General features: G+C 63.5%; 18 protein-coding genes. 6 read left to right on the plus strand and 12 right to left on the minus strand.

Features of this window, described 5'->3' with window-relative positions; all coding sequences use genetic code 11:
• Positions 1-121: 121 nt before the first annotated feature.
• Positions 122-1,123, minus strand: coding sequence for an SDR family NAD(P)-dependent oxidoreductase (locus L687_RS33815; protein WP_021200262.1), 1,002 nt, complete (start codon positions 1,121-1,123; stop codon positions 122-124).
• 86 nt (positions 1,124-1,209) lie between these two features.
• On the opposite strand from L687_RS33815, the gene L687_RS41585 reads away from it, so the two are divergent.
• From L687_RS41585 to L687_RS33830, 3 genes are all read left to right on the plus strand, one after another.
• On the plus strand, positions 1,210-1,788 hold the full coding sequence (locus tag L687_RS41585; RefSeq protein ID WP_235045233.1) for a TetR/AcrR family transcriptional regulator: 579 nt from the start codon (positions 1,210-1,212) through the stop codon (positions 1,786-1,788).
• 139 nt (positions 1,789-1,927) lie between these two features.
• Positions 1,928-2,914: a hypothetical protein gene (locus tag L687_RS41905; protein ID WP_152525904.1), complete on the plus strand. Its 987-nt coding sequence runs from the start codon at positions 1,928-1,930 to the stop codon at positions 2,912-2,914.
• 16 nt (positions 2,915-2,930) lie between these two features.
• A complete protein-coding gene (locus tag L687_RS33830; RefSeq protein ID WP_152525905.1) occupies positions 2,931-3,296 on the plus strand; it encodes a hypothetical protein in 366 nt (121 codons plus the stop codon).
• On the opposite strand, the gene L687_RS33835 is transcribed toward L687_RS33830, so the two are convergent.
• The 5 genes from L687_RS33835 to L687_RS33855 form a co-directional block, all read right to left on the minus strand.
• Entirely contained in the window at positions 3,293-4,591 is a 1,299-nt protein-coding gene (locus tag L687_RS33835) for an RNA polymerase sigma factor (RefSeq protein WP_152525906.1), read from the minus strand. The genes L687_RS33830 and L687_RS33835 overlap by 4 nt on opposite strands.
• Positions 4,588-4,929 carry a YciI family protein gene (locus L687_RS33840; protein ID WP_021200267.1) on the minus strand — a complete coding sequence of 114 codons (342 nt, stop codon included), beginning with the start codon at positions 4,927-4,929 and terminating at the stop codon, positions 4,588-4,590. The genes L687_RS33835 and L687_RS33840 overlap by 4 nt, the downstream gene beginning before the upstream one ends.
• A gap of 125 nt (positions 4,930-5,054) precedes the next feature.
• Positions 5,055-5,483, minus strand: a complete 429-nt coding sequence (locus tag L687_RS33845) for a phosphatase domain-containing protein (protein WP_021200268.1) — start codon at positions 5,481-5,483, stop codon at positions 5,055-5,057.
• Between the two features lie 37 nt (positions 5,484-5,520).
• Entirely contained in the window at positions 5,521-5,736 is a 216-nt protein-coding gene (locus L687_RS33850; RefSeq protein ID WP_021200269.1) for a hypothetical protein, read from the minus strand.
• Positions 5,737-5,948: 212 nt separating this feature from the next.
• Positions 5,949-6,464 (minus strand): DUF4188 domain-containing protein, encoded by a 516-nt coding sequence (locus tag L687_RS33855; protein WP_021200270.1) that lies wholly within the window; start codon positions 6,462-6,464, stop codon positions 5,949-5,951.
• A 70-nt stretch (positions 6,465-6,534) separates the two neighbouring features.
• Between L687_RS33855 and L687_RS33860 the strand changes: the two genes are divergently transcribed.
• Together L687_RS33860 and L687_RS33865 are read left to right on the plus strand one after the other, a co-directional pair.
• On the plus strand, positions 6,535-7,209 hold the full coding sequence (locus tag L687_RS33860; protein WP_021200271.1) for a MerR family transcriptional regulator: 675 nt from the start codon (positions 6,535-6,537) through the stop codon (positions 7,207-7,209).
• A gap of 52 nt (positions 7,210-7,261) precedes the next feature.
• Complete coding sequence (locus tag L687_RS33865) at positions 7,262-7,747, plus strand: hypothetical protein (RefSeq protein WP_152525907.1); 486 nt, start codon at positions 7,262-7,264, stop codon at positions 7,745-7,747.
• Here the strand turns inward: L687_RS33865 and L687_RS33870 are convergent.
• The 6 genes from L687_RS33870 to L687_RS33890 form a co-directional block, all read right to left on the minus strand.
• A complete protein-coding gene (locus L687_RS33870; RefSeq protein ID WP_031207518.1) occupies positions 7,744-9,477 on the minus strand; it encodes a DUF2075 domain-containing protein in 1,734 nt (577 codons plus the stop codon). The genes L687_RS33865 and L687_RS33870 overlap by 4 nt on opposite strands.
• A complete protein-coding gene (locus tag L687_RS33875; RefSeq protein WP_021200274.1) occupies positions 9,474-9,809 on the minus strand; it encodes a nucleotide pyrophosphohydrolase in 336 nt (111 codons plus the stop codon). Before L687_RS33875 ends, L687_RS33870 begins: the two co-directional genes overlap by 4 nt.
• A 380-nt stretch (positions 9,810-10,189) precedes the next feature.
• Complete coding sequence (locus tag L687_RS33880; RefSeq protein WP_152525908.1) at positions 10,190-11,509, minus strand: hypothetical protein; 1,320 nt, start codon at positions 11,507-11,509, stop codon at positions 10,190-10,192.
• Positions 11,510-13,651, minus strand: a complete 2,142-nt coding sequence (locus L687_RS33885) for an ATP-binding protein (RefSeq protein ID WP_021200276.1) — start codon at positions 13,649-13,651, stop codon at positions 11,510-11,512.
• A 57-nt stretch (positions 13,652-13,708) separates the two neighbouring features.
• Positions 13,709-15,538, minus strand: coding sequence for a DNA cytosine methyltransferase (locus L687_RS0121690; RefSeq protein ID WP_200861069.1), 1,830 nt, complete (start codon positions 15,536-15,538; stop codon positions 13,709-13,711).
• Between the two features lie 292 nt (positions 15,539-15,830).
• Entirely contained in the window at positions 15,831-16,760 is a 930-nt protein-coding gene (locus tag L687_RS33890; RefSeq protein ID WP_021200278.1) for a G5 domain-containing protein, read from the minus strand.
• A 183-nt stretch (positions 16,761-16,943) separates the two neighbouring features.
• Here L687_RS33890 and L687_RS33895 point away from each other — a divergent pair, with 183 nt between their 5' ends.
• Complete coding sequence (locus L687_RS33895; protein WP_021200279.1) at positions 16,944-17,453, plus strand: hypothetical protein; 510 nt, start codon at positions 16,944-16,946, stop codon at positions 17,451-17,453.
• Positions 17,454-17,744 lie beyond the last annotated feature (291 nt).

Below are 17,744 nucleotides of genomic sequence, written 5' to 3' on the forward strand. Positions count from 1 at the left end.
TTCGTCGACGTACTCGTAGGTGAAGTTGCGAGTCAAAGCTGATCGTGAGGCGAGTGCCGCGTGGACATGCGAAACGCCCCCGCCGTTCGGGTCGGCGGGGGCGTCGGCTTCGCGGTCGGGCTTACTGCACCGACCATCCGCCGTCCGAGGCGAGGATGGCGCCGTTGATGTTCACGGCGTCGTCCGACAGCAGGAACGTGATCGAGGCCGCCAGGTGCTCGGCTGTCGCCACGGTCGGGATGGCCTGCTGGAACGGGGCGAGGCGGCCCGAGCCGTATTCGGACATGTGCGGGGGCATCGGGATGCCGGTGGCGACGCCGCCCGGGGCGACGGAGTTCACGCGGATGCCCTTCGGCCCGTACATGAAGGCCGCCGACTTGGTGACGCCGATGATGCCGTGCTTGCTGGCCGTGTAGGCGTTGCCCGAGGCGTTGCCGCGCAGGCCCGCCTCGCTCGAGACGTTGAGGATCGCGCCGCGACCGGCCGCCTCCATGACGGGGATGACCGCGCGCATGAGCTTGAACGGAGCGGTCAGGTTGATCGCGATGACGCGGTCCCAGACGGCATCCGGGGTCTCGCCCGCGGGGGAGAAGTCATCGTTGATGCCGGCGACGTTCGCGAGGCCGTCGATGCGGTCGCCCGCGGCGGCGAGGACGGCGTCGATCGCATCCTGCTTCGTGAGGTCGCCCGCGACCGTGACGATGTCCGCATCCGGAAGCTCGGACTTCAGGGCATCGAGCTTCTCGGCGGCGATGTCGCTGGCGATCACGCGTCCGCCTTCCCGGGCGATGCGCGAGGCGGTGGCCTTGCCGATACCGGAGGCGGCGCCCGTCACGATCACGGTCTTGCCGGCGAAGCGGCCGGACGTGGGCTTCTCGGTCCAACCCTCGGAGGCGTCGTCCTCGGGGATCTCGCCGCCGTTGGCCGCGCGCACGAGGTCGTCCACGACCGACTGGGGAAGCTGGCCCTGGCTCATCGCGACGAGCTGCTGCAGGGGGAGTCCGAGCACGGGGGTGAGCAGCTCGGGGTCGGCGCCCGTCTTCTCGAAGAGTCCGCGGATGAGAGGCCCGCCGGTCGGGTCGTTCATCCAGTCGCCGATGGTGGAGTGTGCGGTGAGGGCCATGCTCTTTCTCCTTGTTCGGGTCCCGTGCAGGTTTCGCAACGGTGCGTCTACTTATGTTCCAGTGTACGCCTGGGTACGCTCGAAAGGTGCCCCGTCCTCGAAGTGAGAAAGCCCGCCAGTCCGTGCTGGACGCGATGCGGCGTGCGCTCGCCGCAGACGGGTACGAGGCCGTGACGATCGAGGGTCTCGCCGCCGAAGCGGAGGTCTCGAAGCAGACGATCTATCGGTGGTGGCCGTCGAAGGCCGCGATCCTCGGGGAGGCGCTGCTCGAGGGGGCGCTGCCGGGAGCCGAGGTGTCGGTGCCGATGACGGCAGACCTCGGAGCGGATCTGCGGGCGTGGTTCTCCGCGATGTCCGACGGGCTCGCTCGGCCCGAGGGTGTGGCGCTGGCGCGGGCGCTGATCGAGGTGACCGCGGCCGATCCCGAGCTGGGGTTGGTGTTGAACGAGCGGCTGGCGGCGCCGATTCGGGAGTGGGTCGCCGAGCGGGTGTCGCGCGGGCGTGCCGACGGCGACGTACGGGCGGATGTGGATGCGGCCGCGATCGCGGACCAGTTCATCGCGATGGCGTCGTATTCTGCGCTGATCGGGCGGCCGTTGAGTGCGGAGCGGGTGGAGGAGACCGTGGTGCGGTTGCTGCGGGGGATCGCGGTTTCTGGTCACTGAGGCACCGCGCTCGTCGGCCTGTGCTCGATGAGGCGTGAGGCGCTCGCGGCCACGTGACGGGTGGCGTAGGCGGCTTGACCGATCGCAACATATCAATAGCGTCCTCATATGTATGCTTTCATTGCTCATATGGCCAAGCATGACAGGCGAGGCCAACTATCGGCGGGCCGCTACGAGTGAATGGACCCCAGAAATGATGCAAAGAACGCGCGAACTCCTCGTGGCGATAGCCGCCACCATTGCCCTCACGACGACGATGGCTTTGCCGGCTCATGCGTCGGACAGCGACGTCGATGGCGCGGAGTCTGTTGCGGCCACCATTGAGGCGGCGACCCCGACAACGATTCTGTCCCAGCCGGGCATGGTCCGGGGCGGCCAGTTGAGCACGACGGTAGGGGAGATTTCAGCGGCAGTACCGCTTTCGGCTGAAGAGAACGTCGTTGTGAGTGTGCCGATTGATGGAGGCACCCAGACGGAACGTCGGGCCATCGAGCTACCTGACGAAATCCCCATCAGCGATGGTGTGGTGGCTGAGGATGGCACCGTCGTCTTCACTGCCGACGACAGTTCGGGTGATGCAGTTGCTGTGCAGACGCTCGCCGACGGATCGACGCGCATCCAGACAGTAATGGGCAGTCCCGAGAGCCCACGCGAATTCGGATACCGCATGGATGGCTATCAGCCGTACCAGAGTGACACCGGTGAAGTGATCTTCTTGGACGAGTCCGGGGATTATGTGCCCGTTGCGGCCCCGTGGGCGACTGACGCGAATGGTGCCGCGGTGGAAACGCGGTACGAGGTGCGAGGGGATGAGCTGTTCCAGGTTGTGACCCCGAGCGCCACAACCGCGTACCCGGTGGTGGCTGATCCGAGCTGGATCTGGAACGGTCCCATCTGGGGAATGAAGCTCACGCGTGCTGAAACCTCGCGGGTCCGGGACTACACGGCTGCGGTCGGGATGTGTGGAATCTTCGCAAAGGCGCTGCCGAAGGTGTTCCAGGCGTGCGCCGTCCTTGGCTCATACATTGTGGCTCAGGCGCATATCGCTCAGGGAGACAACCCTAAGACCTGCTTGTTCTTCACTGCCGCGCCGGTGCCAGGGGTCATCATGAGGGTGACATGCTGACGAAGGAGCGATGGCAATGATCTTGGAGATCGGCGGCGAGCTCGCTGTCTACCTCGTCATCTGTGCCCTGGGGGTCAGTATCGGTATCAGTTCCGGGATGACCCTCCCTCGAGGACTGGGCGTAGTCGTAGCGATCGTCAACGTGGTCATCGTGGGCGGCGTTGTCGCTGTGGGATTCATGTTCGGATCCGAGGCGCCATGGATTGGACCGATCTTTGTGTTCGCGGCCCTGGTGATGAGGGTGGTGACGGGGGCAATGGAGCTGGCTCGTCTCCCGGCGTTGAGTGAGGAATCATTCGTACACCGAGCCGTGTTGGTGTTCTCCCCTCGACGAATTCGCATCATTGAGAATGCGAACGCGCTTGATCCCGCAGCAGGCTAGGTCGACGCCGAGGCGATGTCGTCAGCGTGCTGGGCATACGACAGCCGCTCGCGTTCTGTCGGGGCGGCGCGTGCGGCATCGCGAAACGCTGAGCTCGCTTCTTCGACGCGCTTGAGGCGCTGCAGGAGATCTCCCCGCACTGCTGAGTAGAGGTGGTGTCCTCCCAGCGAGCTCTCGAGCGCCTCCGCCAGCGCGAGGGCTTCGTGCGGTCGTCCCGCGTTCGCGACGGCGACCGCACGGTTCAGGCGAACGAACGGCGATGCATCCACCTGCTCCAGCACCCCGTAGATGTCGGCTATGCGGGCGTGGTCGATCTCTATTCCCGGGGCGTGGCGGACGTACTCGGCCGCGACGGTGGCGCGGATGAGGTGCCGCCCGCCGTGGATCCCCGCCCGTGCCGCCTCCTCCACGGCGTCGTCAAGGAGCCGCAGGCCTTCCTCGATCTCGGAGACATCCCACAGTCCGCGGTCCTGTTCGTCGAACGGCACGGACAACCCGTCGGCGGTCGTGCGTGCCGCGCGGCGAGAGTGCTGAAGAAGAAGGAGGGAGAGCAGCCCCGTGAACTCGAGTCGAGCCGGGGAATCCGAGGGGAGCAGCTGTCGGCACAGCCGAGCAAGCCGGATGGCCTCAGCGCCGGGGTCGGGCTGGAGCGTCGGATCGGAGTAGCCGATGGTGAACAGGGCGGACAGGACCTCGGAGACGCTCGCGCTCCGACTGTCGAGCTGCGCGGCGTCCGGAACGCGGTACGGGATGTTCGCGTGCGCGATCTTGGCCCGAGCCCGCACGAGTCTCTTCTCCATCGTCGCGGGTGCGACCGCGAAGATCCCGGCGAGCTGTTCGATCGACACGTTCAGGACGGTGCGGAGTGTCAGCGCCGCGCGGGCTTCCAGGGTCAACGCGGGGTGGCAGGCGGTGAAGATCAGCTTCAGCCGCTCGTCCCCATGTGGGAATGCGTCGTCGTGGCCGGTGGTGTCGTGGGTGTCGGCGCCTTCGTGCGGCTCGTGCTCCAGGCGAGCCACCGCCCGGCGCTCGGCGTCCGCGTGCCGCACGAGGTCGATCGCGCGGCGGCGGGCGACGGTCGTGACCCAGGCGGCGGGGTTCGCCGGAACCCCGCCGCCTGGCCACCGCTCGACGGCTCGAGCCAGTGCGTCCTGCACGGCGTCTTCGGCGAGAGTCCAGTCGTGGACTGTGCCGATCACGCTCGCGACCACGCGGCCGTACTCGATGGATGCCACGTGCCGGACGGCGGCCATGGCATCCGTACGCGCGCCAGGCGGCTCTTCCGGTGTGGTCACATCGTCGCCCCGAGCGGCCACACGGGGCGCACTTCGACCAGGCCGAACCGGGCCATCGGGTGCGCGGCGGCGATCTCGATCGCGGCGTCGAGGTCGTCGGCGTCGATCACGTCGAACCCGGCGATCCATTCGCGGCTCTCGGTGAACGGTCCGTCGGCCACAATCCGCTCGCCGGCTCTGACGCGCACGGTCGTGGCGTCTTCGACGGGCCGCAGACGGTCGCCCAAGACGTAGGAGCCGCTGTCCTGCAGCGACGCCACCCACTCCCCGGCGTTGTCCTCGGCTTCGACATAGGGCTCAGCGGTCGGGTCTGTGCAGATGAAAAGTACGTAGCGCATGTGTGTTCTCCTCAAGGTCTTTCTACATCTACTTACCCAGACGACGGACGACCACCAGCGCACAGGACACTGATCCGGAAAATGATGGACCGCGCCGAAGTCGCTGTACTCCGACCGGGTGCGCCTCAGAAGTCCCCTTCGGCCACCTGGAAGCAGACCAGTCCGCGAGACCGCCACATCTCGACCACGCTGCGGCGGTCGTCGACGACGCCGATCACAGTGAAGTGCGGTTCGATGTGGGCGTCGTAGATCTCGGCCTTGACGATGTTGTCGGCGCGCTGGTCGCCCGTGCGGCGGAGCAGGAGGCGGTCGAACGGGATCTCGTTGAACGTCAGCCAGGCCTCGGTGGCGCGACGGGCGGTCTCGTCGCGGCCTGAGACCACGATGAGTGCGTCGACGTCGGGGTGGGCGGCGAAGGCCTGTGCTGCGACGACGACCGGATGGTTCGGGGTGTCGATCGACACGTTGCGCATGTCGTACGGGGAGCGGTCGCCGATGAGGGCGAGGGTGCCGTCGACGTCGAAGATCCAGGCGCGCGGGCGATCGGTGGGCATGGTGCGAGGGTAGTGGTTTCTTCGGTGGTGACGAGGTTCAGGACTCGTCGGAACGTCGTCGTTCACGCCGGGCGACGCTCACGAGCAACGCCGACGCACCGATGATGAGGGCGAGGGCTGCGAGCCAGAAGGCCCACACCAGGTTCTGGAACACCGGCAGGTTGGCGACCACCGGGAGCGCGGCGCTGATGAGGATCATCGCCACGACGGTGGCTCGCTCGCGCGACGTGCCGCGGGCGCGTTCAGCCGTCACGAGACCGTCTCGTTCGCTGTGTGCTGGCCGGCTGTGCCCGTTCTCGGCTGATCTCTGAGTTCTGCGATCTTCATCACTGCTCCTTCACTGACCATCCCCGCCGTCGTGTAAGACGTTACTCCTGCTGCGCACGCCGTCTGGCTTCGACCAGTCCGGCGGAGGGCGCGGCGGAAGCGGGGTTGGCAGGTGCGCTCAGGTGTATGGGGCGGGGGTCAGGGGGAAGGGGGCGAGGCGAGAGGCTTCGCTGCATCCGTCCGCCCATCCGCGAACCGTGCCTGGGCCCGGTCATGACGCTTACCGACGGGCACGAGCTCCGTGGCCTTCGGCAGCCCCATCGGCTTCGTCGAGACGTACACGCTCTCGGCGGTGTCGACGCGGAAGGTCTCGTGCCACACGCCGACCGCTCCCGGAGCGTTGCGAGCTGCGCGGTTGAAGGCGGTCCAGGCGGGGCGGTGCTGCTGGTTCGGGCTGGACGCGTAGGCGTAGAGCTTGTCGACGGATGACCAGTACTGCACGACGTAGGGTCCGCCCGAGCCGAAGAGCAGGTGGTAGCCGAGCATGCCCGAGTCGGGATCGGTGCTGAGTTCGCGCAGCATCCCCGGCATGGCGAAGAAGGCCGGCATCCACAGGTCGGGGCGCCACCAGCGGTTGATCTGCATCCCGATGTGGAACACGACGAGCTCGCCCTCGTGGCGGTGGGTCATGCGGCCCGTGATGACTTTCGACATGATGACTCCTTGGTTGGATAGTAGCGCTATCCATAATGGATAGCGCTACTATCGAAGTCAAGAGGTGGCCATGAGAATTTCCGAACTGTCCGCGCAGACCGGCGTGACCGTGCCGACGATCAAGTACTACCTGCGCGAGGGGCTGCTGCCCGAAGGCGAGCGGTCGTCTGCGACTCAGGCCGCGTACGGCGAGAAGCACGTGGAGCGGCTGCGGGTGATCCGGGCGCTGCTCGACGCCGGGGTGAGCATTGCCGAGACGCGGCGGGTGCTGGGGGCGTTGGACGATCCGCCGGCGAGTCCGCACGAGCTGCTCGGGGCGGCGCATGCGGCGATCACCCCGCCCGTGGACGAAGAGCTCGATCTGACGGATGCCGAGGAGCTCGTCGCGGGGCTCGGGTGGAAGCCGGGGATGTGCGACGAGGCCGTGCTGCACGCGGTCGCGCGGGCGCTGCAGGGGTTGGAGCGCGTCGGGTTCACCGTTCCGGATGCGGCGATGGCGGAGTACCTCGCGTCGATGCGGCGGATTGCGGATGCGGAGATCGTGGGGGTGCCGGGGGAGTCTGCGGAAGCCGCGGTGCGGTACGTGGTGCTGGGGTCGGTGTTGGTGGAGCCGCTGTTGTTGGCGCTGCGGCGGGTGGCGCAGCAGGTGAGTTCGGGGGAGCGGTTTGGTGAGGCGAAGGCCAACCGTGCTTCGCCAGACGATGCTGCACTATCCATGCCTAGCGGTGGGGGCGAGACTCACTAGGCTCGTTGCGGCCGAGACACGCCGTACACGACATGTGACCCAAGGGGATGAGATGTTTGATTACTGGCTGACGGTCGGCGCGGCCGCTCTCGGGGGCGGCATTGTCTCGGCGTTGATCATGGCGGCCGTCACGATGTCTTCCACCTCGCGCAACATCTTCCAGAAGTCCGTGATCGAGCAACGCCAGGTCTGGCGCGACTCGCTGCGGGTATTGGTTCCTCGACTTCTGAGCGACCGTGATCGCACGTCGCAGCGGTGCATCCGCGACTCTATCGTCTTGCATCTCAATCCCTCCAAGGATCGCGAAGCGGTATCCCTGATCGACGCATTCATCGCGAAGCGCTCGCCGCAGAATCGAGAGGCTGTCGTGCGCCACTTTCAGATGATGCTCAAGCACGAATGGGAAAAGTCGAAAATCGAAGCGACGGCGGGCACGCGGGGTGCCGATCGAAAAGCAGCGCAGATCGTCGATGCTCAGCTTCGGCAGTTCGGCGCGAGATCTGAAGGCGCCGCCGCCCCACGGTCGAGGCGGAGCTAGAGGGCTTTGCGTAGGTGCTCGCCCAGCGCCTTGTCACACACATAGACGTACGTACCGCGCATCCCACGCGTCAGCAGCACTCCGTAGATGTTGCGGATAAACGTCAACAGATCGTCGTCCCCGAACGCATCCTTCAGGTGCCCGGTGTTCTCCTTGCCCTTCTTGTCCCGATAGCTCTCGCGATCAGCGACGATTCGTCCGGTTGCCGGGTCGAGGCGGAGGTCAGGCCCGATGATGACCCCGGCATAGTTCAGGTCGTACCCCTGAACGGTGTGGATCGAGCCGACCTCTTCGAGCGACCCTGCCGAGTTGATCCAGTCCGTGTCCGTGCCGTTCCACCGCATGCGCTCACCGTCAAGCTCGATGTCGAAGGCGTCAGGGCTCTTCTTCGACACCCAATCCCACGCGTAGCCGGCGACAAGGCGGGAAAGGCCGACCTCGGCATCCTTCTGGCGGATGGCATCGCGCATCTTTCCGAGGTCATCGAAAAGCCGGAGCTCGTACTCGCCTAGGTCGGGGAGCGATGGCGCTTCATCCCGCAGTAGGGCGCGGACGAATTCGACATAATCTGCGCCGGCCTGCACGCGCATCTGGGTCGTCAGTCGGAAGAAGCGATGCGCATCCTTGGACCCACTGATTTCGGCGTTGAGTGCCGCTGGGGAGAGGTCATGAGGCCGCACGCTCTGCTCCCCATCAACAAGTAGGAGCTGATGCTTGCTCCGAGCCTTGATCCAGTCGAGCTGGGTGTGGCGAGGGTCATCGGTTCCGAACAGAGCCTCGTTGATCTCGCGAAACTTCTTGTTCTGCACGCCTGATGCTTGGTTGGCCCGTTGTCCGAGGCGATGGGTCTCGTCGACGAGGACGAGGTCGTAAGTCTCGTCAGATTCACCGAGCTGGAACGGTGACATCACCATCGCAGCATCGAGCTTGGGGGTCTTCTTGAAGACCTTCTTCACCGACATCCGCAGAGACTGCTGTGGGATCACGAGAGCCATGCGAAGGGTCTTGAGCAGCTCGCGATTCTCGGGGACGAAGAACTCCGAGAGCATCGAGTCTGGCTCGACTCCATCGCGGTCGTCGTAGTCTCGGATGTCGGCGAGCAGCTTCATCAGGAAGATCGCGATGATCGTCTTCCCTGTTCCCGGGTTGCCCTGGACAACGAGTGTTGATCGAGCGCCGGGCTCCTGAAGATCTTCGAGGAGACCTTCCAGGATGTCCATGATCGCGATGCCCTGGTCGTCTGTCAGAGCTTTAAAGGGCGACAGCTTGAAGAGGTCGGAGTTCTCGATCTGCGGGATGCTGCGCGAGAAGAGGCCTTCTGCTCGCAGCGCTTCAAAGACGTCGCGGAACGACTCGCGGTAGAGGGCGCGGTCGTAGTACTGGGCATCAGTCAGACCGTCGTTGCCATTGAGGATGCGGTATTGGCCGTCGCCCGAGAACCAGCGAATGAGATGCGATTCAAGGTCGAGACAGACTGACTTGTTGAACGTGTGATCCACGACGACGCGGATCGATTCGAGGGACTCGTTCTTCTTCGAGCCCGCGAGATGCTGACGCATCCGGGTAGCGGCACTCACCGTCTCGCCGACGTAGAGCCCGGGTGAATTGCGCTGGGCGTCCCCTTCGATCACATAGACAACCGGCCAGTTAGTGTGCCGGGTGTCGTCACGCGCCCACGTATCAACAGCGTCGCGGCGGAATGGAAGGCGCTGGATGCTGAAATCTGTCACTCCGAGGCCTCGGAGAGTTTGGTGTACTTCGTCATGCGGCCTTTGGCCAGCTCCACGGGGTACTTCGCCTTCGTCGACTCCAACTTCTTCATGACGATTTCGTCGAGGTCGACGCCAATCTTGTTCGCGAGGTGGATGCAGTAAGTGACAACATCCGCGAGTTCCGCCTCTACCTGCTCTTGGTCGAAGTCGGGGGACCACTGGAAGCACTCGAGGAGCTCACCTGCCTCGATTGAGATGCTCTTCGCGAGGTTCTCTGGGGAGTGGAACTGATCCCAGTCTCGTTCGGCGACGAAGGTGCGGAGCGCGGCGATGGACTCAGAGGCGGGCATGGACTGACGCTATCAGCCGTCTACGGTAGCTCCGGGCGGCCGTGGATCGACGCCCAAATCACAGTCTTCGCCTAGCTCGGAAGAGCGCCGGGTGGTTCCGAGACCGTACCAGAGATCGGGCTGAAAATAGTCGTCCTCTTGCTAAGCGGGATAGAGCAGGAGCGCTACAACCATCCTGTTGGGAGTTGGTTGGCGGCACCGCCCTATCCCAAAGTTGATCCCCCAAAAAGGGGGTGTCTCTATTGAGGCGACAGGCTCGACGCTCTTCGTGCGCGCTGCGCACACGCTCCATCTTGGGGCGATCGCGCCTCATCGTTCGCAAAGTCGAGATAGTCTGCTCGCGCAATTTGATTCCAAGTGAAATTGCACGGGAAGTCTTTTCAGCCGGTTGCTTGGAAGCGTACGATTCCCGGTCTTGAGCTATGGTGACCGACGGCTGACACCAGCTCGAGAAGCAGCTGTTCCTTGATTCGCCCGATGGGCTTAAAAGCAGCTGCGGTGGTCTCGCCGCGGACCCGTACGAACCGGGGCTCGACGAAGAGCTGAACGATCCCGCTGCCGAAGTCAACTTCTGGTGAGATCCAACCAGTCGACTTCGGGGTGAGCTCATGCGGCCTTGCCCCGTCCCTAACCGGCACGAGGGCCGCGAGGACATAGGGAACTGGGCCTGAAGTCTTCTGAGCGTAGTCGCAGGCGGCGCCGATGCGAATCTGGGCGATCTTCACATTTCCTTTATACTTTGCCCACTCGATCTTAAGATTCTTTGCGACGACATATTCTCGGTACTCATCTTCGTCGACAAGCCCAAATTCATTCCAATCTAGACTCATCTCCAGTTCATTGACCGCACCCCAAGCTAGCGGAGAGATGGGCCTCGTGTCGTCGTTCTTGGTGACATGCAGTTTGGTGTTTAGTAGGCCGACCTGCTGCTTCGAGAGCGCCGGCGCCGGCTCGACGGCAGACTCAAATGCACGTTCCCACCCTACGCTCGCATCCGCAGTGTTTTGGAGGTGATCTTGGAGTAACGGGAGGAGCGCCGCTTGGACTGATGTGCGAGGGTCCTCTGACGCATTCGCGTGGCCTACGGCCTCCACGGCGAGGCGTTTGAGAAGCGTCGGAAATGGAGCAGTTGCTTCGAGCTCGGCGGCGAGACTCGTAATATCGGCCAGGACCCGGGACGCCGCTCCATATACTTCCGCCTCCCATTGTACGAGGGCGCTCATGGCGGGGTGTGCGCTGAGGTGTGTGCGGATGTCCTCGAGCAGGTTTCCTGCGGTCTGGTGACCAGTTCCGATGTTGATGTAGTTGGTCTTCGAGAGGGGTACGATCGCGATCGGCCTCGTATAGGGCATGTCGATGAAGAACTTTGCCTCAAGGTATGCCTGCAGTTCGGTCACGCGTTCGGGTACATCTGTCCAAACTGCAAGAATGTACGGTCCACCCGTTGGAACTATGACTTTGCCAAGTATTCTCTGAATTTCAGCATAATGTCTGTTGAAGTCGCTGCTCGCTGACCGGTCTTGCAACTGCAAGTCAATGAAAACTGCTCGCACTGCCGTAAATAGTTCCGCCGGCACGTCCTTCTCCGGCGTGTAATGAACGCGAGCACAGACGGAGCCCAGGGACTGGATGGTGGTGACGATGGCGTCAAGATGGTTCAGGTTGTCATCGATAACGACAAATCGTGGCGGAGTAAACATTCAGCCCCTCGGGAACACAAGCGCGAGCGCGGCACCGTCGTATTCGGAGCCGAGCGGGAGTAGATCGGTGTCTACCATTCGTAGCGAACCACCGATGGTGTGCATTATTAGGTTGACGTAGTAGAGCCCCACCCCGATGCCATCCGGTCGGCGAGTGAAGAAAGGTTCGGTCGCATCCTCGAGGCCATCCGCGAAGCCGGGACCGTTGTCCGCAATTATTAGAGCGGGAGAGCCGAAGGCCTCCTCATCAACTGCGATCAAGAGCCGGCGTTTGGCTTCGGGCGTGTTCTCGGGCCAGCGTGAGGAGAGCCAGTACACGCTGTTGTCCACCAGGTTCGTCACCGCGCCAAGCACAAGGCCAAAAGGGAACTTCGTCGGCACGAGCATTGAGTTTGCGCCTCTGTCTACACGTACTTCCAAGGCAATATCGTGGTTTGAGAGGCGAATCGAGTTCAACTCGGCGGCACGTTCCGCAAGGTCGCGGAGGTCGTGGTCGGAGGCTTCGCCTTTGCGAAGGAGGTCACCAAAGCTATCGAGCACGGCGACAAGGTCACGCGCCTGCTGGATGGCGCCGTCAGCGTCGGCCCCACGTCGGAGTGCCGTGTGCAGAAGTCGAACCCCGTGATCGATCTCGTGATACACGATTACGAGCGACATGCTGGAGATCCCAGCGCGAAGCATGATCTCCCGCATGTCGCTGTATGCCCTCTGAGCCTTCTCGATGAGTGGATCAACTTCGTCAGATAGGTTGTGCTTCTTCGCGAGGGACTTTATCTGTTGGAGAGGCTTCTCGATCCCTCCGCCCAGCGAATCTCTCTGCTTAGACAGAAGCTTGCGCAAGTTCTGCTTGTCCTTGTTGCGCTCTGATTCGAAAACTGAGACAGCCCCCCGGATCAGCGCACGCATCCTCCCGAGAGCAATGCCGTCGACGAATCCCTCGCGGTTTGTCTTCTCCTCAAGGCCCCTGCTTTTTTCCAGCGAGAGGTCTACCGCCCCGACAACGATGTTATTGCTGATCCGCTTGGTGGGGGAGTTCACCCGTCGGATATCGAGGCCGAGCCAGTCATCGCCCGGCTCACCGTAGTTGTAGACCCGGATCCCATCGCGGTAGACCCGAACACCTCCGCTTTCGTTCAGGAACTCCTGTAGCGAAGCGCTGTGCCCGATCTTCTCGATCACGTCTTTATCGCGGTCATAAACCATCAGAGTGCCAGAGATTGGTCCGATGCCATCTTGGTGAGTGACGCTGCTTCGGACAGCGCGCGGCTGCTTCTTCTCAGCTTTGAGGGCCTCTTGGTCTCGCTCGGGTAGGTCCTTAGGGTCAAGCAGCAGGCCGTATTCCGAGCCCTCGACGGTTCGCGGACTCAGCGCTATCCCTTTGAAGCCACGGAACTCGTATCGCCAGCTGAACCGGTTATCTTCGAGCGAGAAGGTGAATTGCCACGGTGCGCTCTCGAGAAGCGTCTCGGTATGGGGCACGTCGACCAGCCACTTCTGCTGCTGCGGGAGCACGAGGGTCGCTGCGAAGTCATCAGAGCGGGCTGCGAACGGGGAAGAAATCGACGTAATTTGGCGGAAGAGACGACGTACCTCGCCGCGAGTCCATGGCTCGCCGCGCAGGCCTGTCACGGTCACCGATGTGCCGTTCGTTCCGGCAAAAGACTCAGGGAAGCGTTCGATGATCTCGACCCGCGCCTCGTCTAGGAACTCAGAGGCGGCAATCTCCTCCCAATCGATTTTCAGCACCAGCTCTGGGCCACCGGCACGCCGCGTTACGACTTCGACGGCCTGGCCGAGCTTGTGGACGGCGAAGCGTCCGACGCCCTTCTCGCCGAGCGGCAAACGACCCTTGAGCGTCCGCACGCCTTCCGCTCGACTCTTAGCTTTGTGGTCGTGACCGGGCACCAGCCAGATGTTTCGAAGTGTGTCGTATGACATCCCGTCTCCGTCATCGACGACGGTGATTGCTGCATCGGGCTTGTCTAGGCGAGACATTGTGACCACTGCCTGTGTGGCGTCCGCGTCGTACGCGTTCTTGACCAGCTCGAAGATCGCAAGGCGAGGACTGCCGATCAGCTGGTCGCCGAGCAGTTGGAGCAGCCTTGCGCGCGGGCGAAAGCGAGGGGACTCCTTGTCAGACATGCGCTCTCCGAGCGAATAGGAGGACGCAACGACTCCAGCTTCTATTGTCGCGTTCACTCATGATGGCTTGTCTACTTTCTTGTCGGCTCCGCTGAGTCCGGCAGGGACTATCGAGCGTGCCTCTTGTTTAGAGAGCGCTCGTACTGCCGCCATGCGCAACGGAGCGTCTGTCCCGGCTCCAACCAGCTGGGCTAGCGCAACCTTGATGTCAGTGCCTTGTCCGCGTTGCTGTTCCGGGAGGTCCAGGATGGCGCAGACCACGGCCGCGATGCGTTCGCTGGTGAGCAACTGATCTCTCCCCCGGAGCATTCGGAAGACGGCCTGTTGCGACGGGCGGAGCAGGCCGCCCTTTGTGATCGCTTCGTCGACGTCTCGATCACCTTGGAGCTTAGCGATTGCTTGGTGGACGGCCGTCTTCCTTGCCGGAGTGAATGTGGTCGCTTCGACGCGTGCAACCACGCGTTCCGTGATACGACGTGCCCCACGAAATGGCGCCATCGTCGCCTCTGCTTGGGCAGGAAGAAGCTGATGGACGTCTAGGAGAGCCGCGAATGCCGCTGCGAGCGCGGTCATCTCTGGCCCTGGGAACAGCCACCACGCAATTCTTCTGCGGTCGGTCGCCCAGCTCACTAGCCCGCGCCTGATCTCGGAAGTTTGAGGACGGCTGACTCGCTCTGCTCCGTCGGAAGGACGTATCGTCTCGGCAACGGCTCGTCCCAATATCGGCGGCACGGCATTGCCGATTTGTCGAAACGCGTCGCTCCGACTGCCTGCGAAGCGGAAACTGTCAGGAAAAGTCTGGATGCGTGCGGCTTCTCGGACTGTGAGGGTGCGGTGTTCGGACGGGTGGATGTACCAGTACCCATCTTTCGCGATGTGGGCAGTGATTGTTCTGCTCAGATCGTCCCAGTCGAGGCGTTTGTACTTGTCATTAAAGGTGTCTGAGCGATACCGCTTGAGGTGGTCCGGCAGGTCCGAGTACAACGTAGACGAGCTCATGAGCTCGAATGCCTGCCGATCATCGTCACGTACTGGTCTCGTCATGTGGTCGTGCACGAGCCCACCGGCTGCGTGGCCCCGAAGCTCCTTCGCGAGCGAACGCAGCGGTCTTCCGGTATAGGGCAGTTCTCTCGCGCCGGTGGTGCTGTTGAGCGCCGGCAGATCCTCGATCGCATCGCGAACTGTCGATCGCTTCTCGTTTAGTATCGGCCAAGTGGGGGGCATACTGTCCGCGCGAGCTTGGAGTATGAACCTCTTTCGGTGTTGCGGGACGCCGTGTCGCCACGCATCTAGAAGCCGGTAGTCCACGATGTAGCCAGCGCATTCGAGGAGCTCTGCGATCTCACGGATCACCATGAGATCATCGCCGATGGCCATGTCGGGGACGTTTTCCATGATGACCGCACGAGGGTTCAAGGCGATCACGACGTTGATGAATGAGCGCCAGAGCTCCTTGCGCGAATCGATCGCATCGCGCACCCCTCCTTCGACGAGGCTTCTGATCTTTGCGCGTCCGGCCCTGCTGAATGGCTGGCAAGGAGGGCCACCCGCGATGAGATCTATGCCCAGCGGTCGCAACTTCTCAATCAAGGTTTCGACTTGATCAGGGTCGGACATATCTACGTCGAGAGCCTGCCCTCGGAAGTTCGCGCGGTGCGTCTCCAGCGCCGCTTTGTCGTGGTCAACGGCTGCGACAACAGTCCAGCCGGCGGCTTCGACGCCAGCGCCGAGACCCCCGGCTCCGGAAAACAGGTCTACTGCAAGTGATCGTCCGGCTGCCTTTTCGGCCGCGCACCACTCCGCGAACTTCTCGTCATCGGGAGCGGCCGGATGTCGCGGGAGGGCGAGCGGAGCTGAACGTTCTAGCTTCACTGCGTATTTCGCCAAGCGTCAGCATTCCTTCCAGGCCTTGGAGTTTCACCTCCACGCGAATCCACCGACGTCGTCCGAGACACGCGCACGCAGCGCCCAACGACCTCAAGAGGACTCTACTGGCACCAGGGGACAGGACAAGAACAGTTGTTCGACGCGCGTTTCTTCCCGGGTTCTCTTGACGACACCGCAGTTGCTCGGGCACATGCTCGCTCGAGATCGTCGACAGCATTGGGCGCCATCCGGACAAGGCCCTGCGATCCTCGATAAAGAGTGTCGCAAAGACAGTGCGCCAGCCCTCCTGTCTCTAGTCGCAGGCGATCCCGTCCCCGTCGCGATCGAGGTCGTACACATCCGGTCCGACGACCTGCAGCGGCCCGCGCACATACGCCGGCCCGTTCCCACTCCCACCCGCGCAGTCGACATCCGACGTGATGGGCACGCACACCCCGGCATAACTCGAGTGGCACTGCGCCGCGGGCTGCACCAGCGGCACAGGGGCGGGAGGAGGCTGTCGCGTCCCGTTCGATGTGACCTCGTTCACTGGGGCCACCGTGACGACCTCGCCGACGACTTCGCGCGACACCTCCACCCCGTCGACGTACGTCACGCGGTAGGTGGTGACCTTGGTTCCGTCGACTCCTGCCGTCGTGACGGCGGTCTGCCCGATGTCGATCTGCGGATCGTCAGCCGTCGTCCGTTCAAACGGAACAACTGTCGATTCCTCTACTTCCTCGAAGGTGGTCGGCTTCGGGGAGGGTGTCGGCTTCTCGGTCTGCGTCGACGCGAACGGCTTGGCGTCCGACGATGGCGACCCTGAGCTGGTCGAGTCCGAGCCTGGACCGCCGAGCGCGGCGTTCGCTCCTGTGCCCACGAACATCAGCACGAAGGCGATTCCCAGCGCAGCCCAGGCGGCGCCGCGCGAGCGCACGCGAAAGAGCTTGGCCGAGCCGCGGACGATGGCGTAGATCGCGACGAAGAAGAGGGCCAGGCCTGCGAGCATCATGATCACGCCCAGACTGCGGGTGAGCAGGAAGATGGCGAGAACCACAGCTCCCACGATGAGGATCACCTTCAGCCGGGAAGACTTCGTCTCGACCGGCGCCACTGCGACAGCTGCCGCCGGTGCCTGGCCGAGAGGCGCGGTGTGCGTCGTCCACTGCGTGCCATCCCACCAACGCTGCTGCTGTGCGGGGTGTTCGGGGTCGGCGTACCAACCTTGAGGTGCTTCGGGCATCTTCGCCGTCCTTCTGCTCGGGCTCTGGCCGAACAGTACCGATATTCCGGAGGGCGTGCAGAGGAGCGGTCTTCCGACGTATGGCGAGCCCGGGAGTGCAGCCGAGTGCGGCCCAGACTTCCCGCCTTCCGCACCGTCGTCTTCTGCACCATCATGAGGACGACCGCCCGTAAGGAGGCCACCATGTCGCTCGCACCGACTTCGCCGACGAGTACCGCCGTCACCGGACTCCCCGGCGTCGCGGTAATCTCGCGGATCCGACGCGTCGTGATCGTGGCCCTGATCGCTGCGCTGGTGTACCCCACCCTCATGGTTGCGAGTCGGGGCTACTGTCCGGGTGGCTTCGACGGAAGCGGCGGATTCATCGATGCGTCGGGGCGGCCGGTGGACGAGGCTCCGTTGTGCGTTCAGCTGACGCTCGGCCCCAACCCGCTGGTCTACCTCGGCATCGCCGCGATCGTGCTGCTTGCCCTGGGGCGGGTGATGAACGCGAGCGATCAGGCTGCTGCTCTCAAGACACTGAACCGCGCGTCCATCGGAGTCGCGGTGCTCGTGGGGCTCGCGATCGTCGTCTCTCACATCTGGTTCTTCATGATCCCCATGGAGGAGTTCACGTCCGGCTCCTGGACGGTCTTCAGCCCATTCCCCTTCGGCAGCATCGACGTCACGACGACGCCCATGAGCGGCGAGTGACGCACCACAAGAGGGGGAGAGCGGCGCGGAACTGCCGCCACCGCAGCGCGACACGCCCGGCGGTCGGCCTAGATTTGCCCGATCCCCGGGATCCGCGTAACTTACTACTTGTTCGCCCCAAACGGTTGAGCGGAGGTCCTCGGACCGGCTCCCGTCAAGCAGCTAACACCTCCCGAATCCCAGACACTCACTGAGTGAACAGGATGAAGGTGCTGATTCGTTCCCACGGTCAGGCCGAGAAAAACTCGGACTTGACAACGGAAACGAGATCGGTAAGATAGAGAAGTTGCC

The organism is Microbacterium maritypicum MF109 (assembly GCF_000455825.1).
Classification (GTDB): Bacteria; Actinomycetota; Actinomycetes; order Actinomycetales; family Microbacteriaceae; genus Microbacterium; species Microbacterium maritypicum_A.

Excerpts from the sequence above, each read along its gene's own strand:
- L687_RS33845 (WP_021200268.1), bottom strand. The coding sequence starts at position 5,483 with ATGCCCACCGATCGCCCGCGCGCCTGGATCTTCGACGTCGACGGCACC.
- L687_RS33855 (WP_021200270.1), bottom strand. The coding sequence starts at position 6,464 with ATGTCGAAAGTCATCACGGGCCGCATGACCCACCGCCACGAGGGCGAG.
- L687_RS41905 (WP_152525904.1), top strand. The coding sequence starts at position 1,928 with ATGACAGGCGAGGCCAACTATCGGCGGGCCGCTACGAGTGAATGGACC.
- L687_RS33890 (WP_021200278.1), bottom strand. The coding sequence starts at position 16,760 with ATGCCCGAAGCACCTCAAGGTTGGTACGCCGACCCCGAACACCCCGCA.
- L687_RS33865 (WP_152525907.1), top strand. The coding sequence starts at position 7,262 with ATGTTTGATTACTGGCTGACGGTCGGCGCGGCCGCTCTCGGGGGCGGC.
- L687_RS33895 (WP_021200279.1), top strand. The coding sequence starts at position 16,944 with ATGTCGCTCGCACCGACTTCGCCGACGAGTACCGCCGTCACCGGACTC.
- L687_RS33830 (WP_152525905.1), top strand. The coding sequence starts at position 2,931 with ATGATCTTGGAGATCGGCGGCGAGCTCGCTGTCTACCTCGTCATCTGT.
- L687_RS33840 (WP_021200267.1), bottom strand. The coding sequence starts at position 4,929 with ATGCGCTACGTACTTTTCATCTGCACAGACCCGACCGCTGAGCCCTAT.
- L687_RS33880 (WP_152525908.1), bottom strand. The coding sequence starts at position 11,509 with ATGTTTACTCCGCCACGATTTGTCGTTATCGATGACAACCTGAACCAT.
- L687_RS33885 (WP_021200276.1), bottom strand. The coding sequence starts at position 13,651 with ATGTCTGACAAGGAGTCCCCTCGCTTTCGCCCGCGCGCAAGGCTGCTC.
- L687_RS33875 (WP_021200274.1), bottom strand. The coding sequence starts at position 9,809 with ATGCCCGCCTCTGAGTCCATCGCCGCGCTCCGCACCTTCGTCGCCGAA.
- L687_RS33860 (WP_021200271.1), top strand. The coding sequence starts at position 6,535 with ATGAGAATTTCCGAACTGTCCGCGCAGACCGGCGTGACCGTGCCGACG.
- L687_RS33815 (WP_021200262.1), bottom strand. The coding sequence starts at position 1,123 with ATGGCCCTCACCGCACACTCCACCATCGGCGACTGGATGAACGACCCG.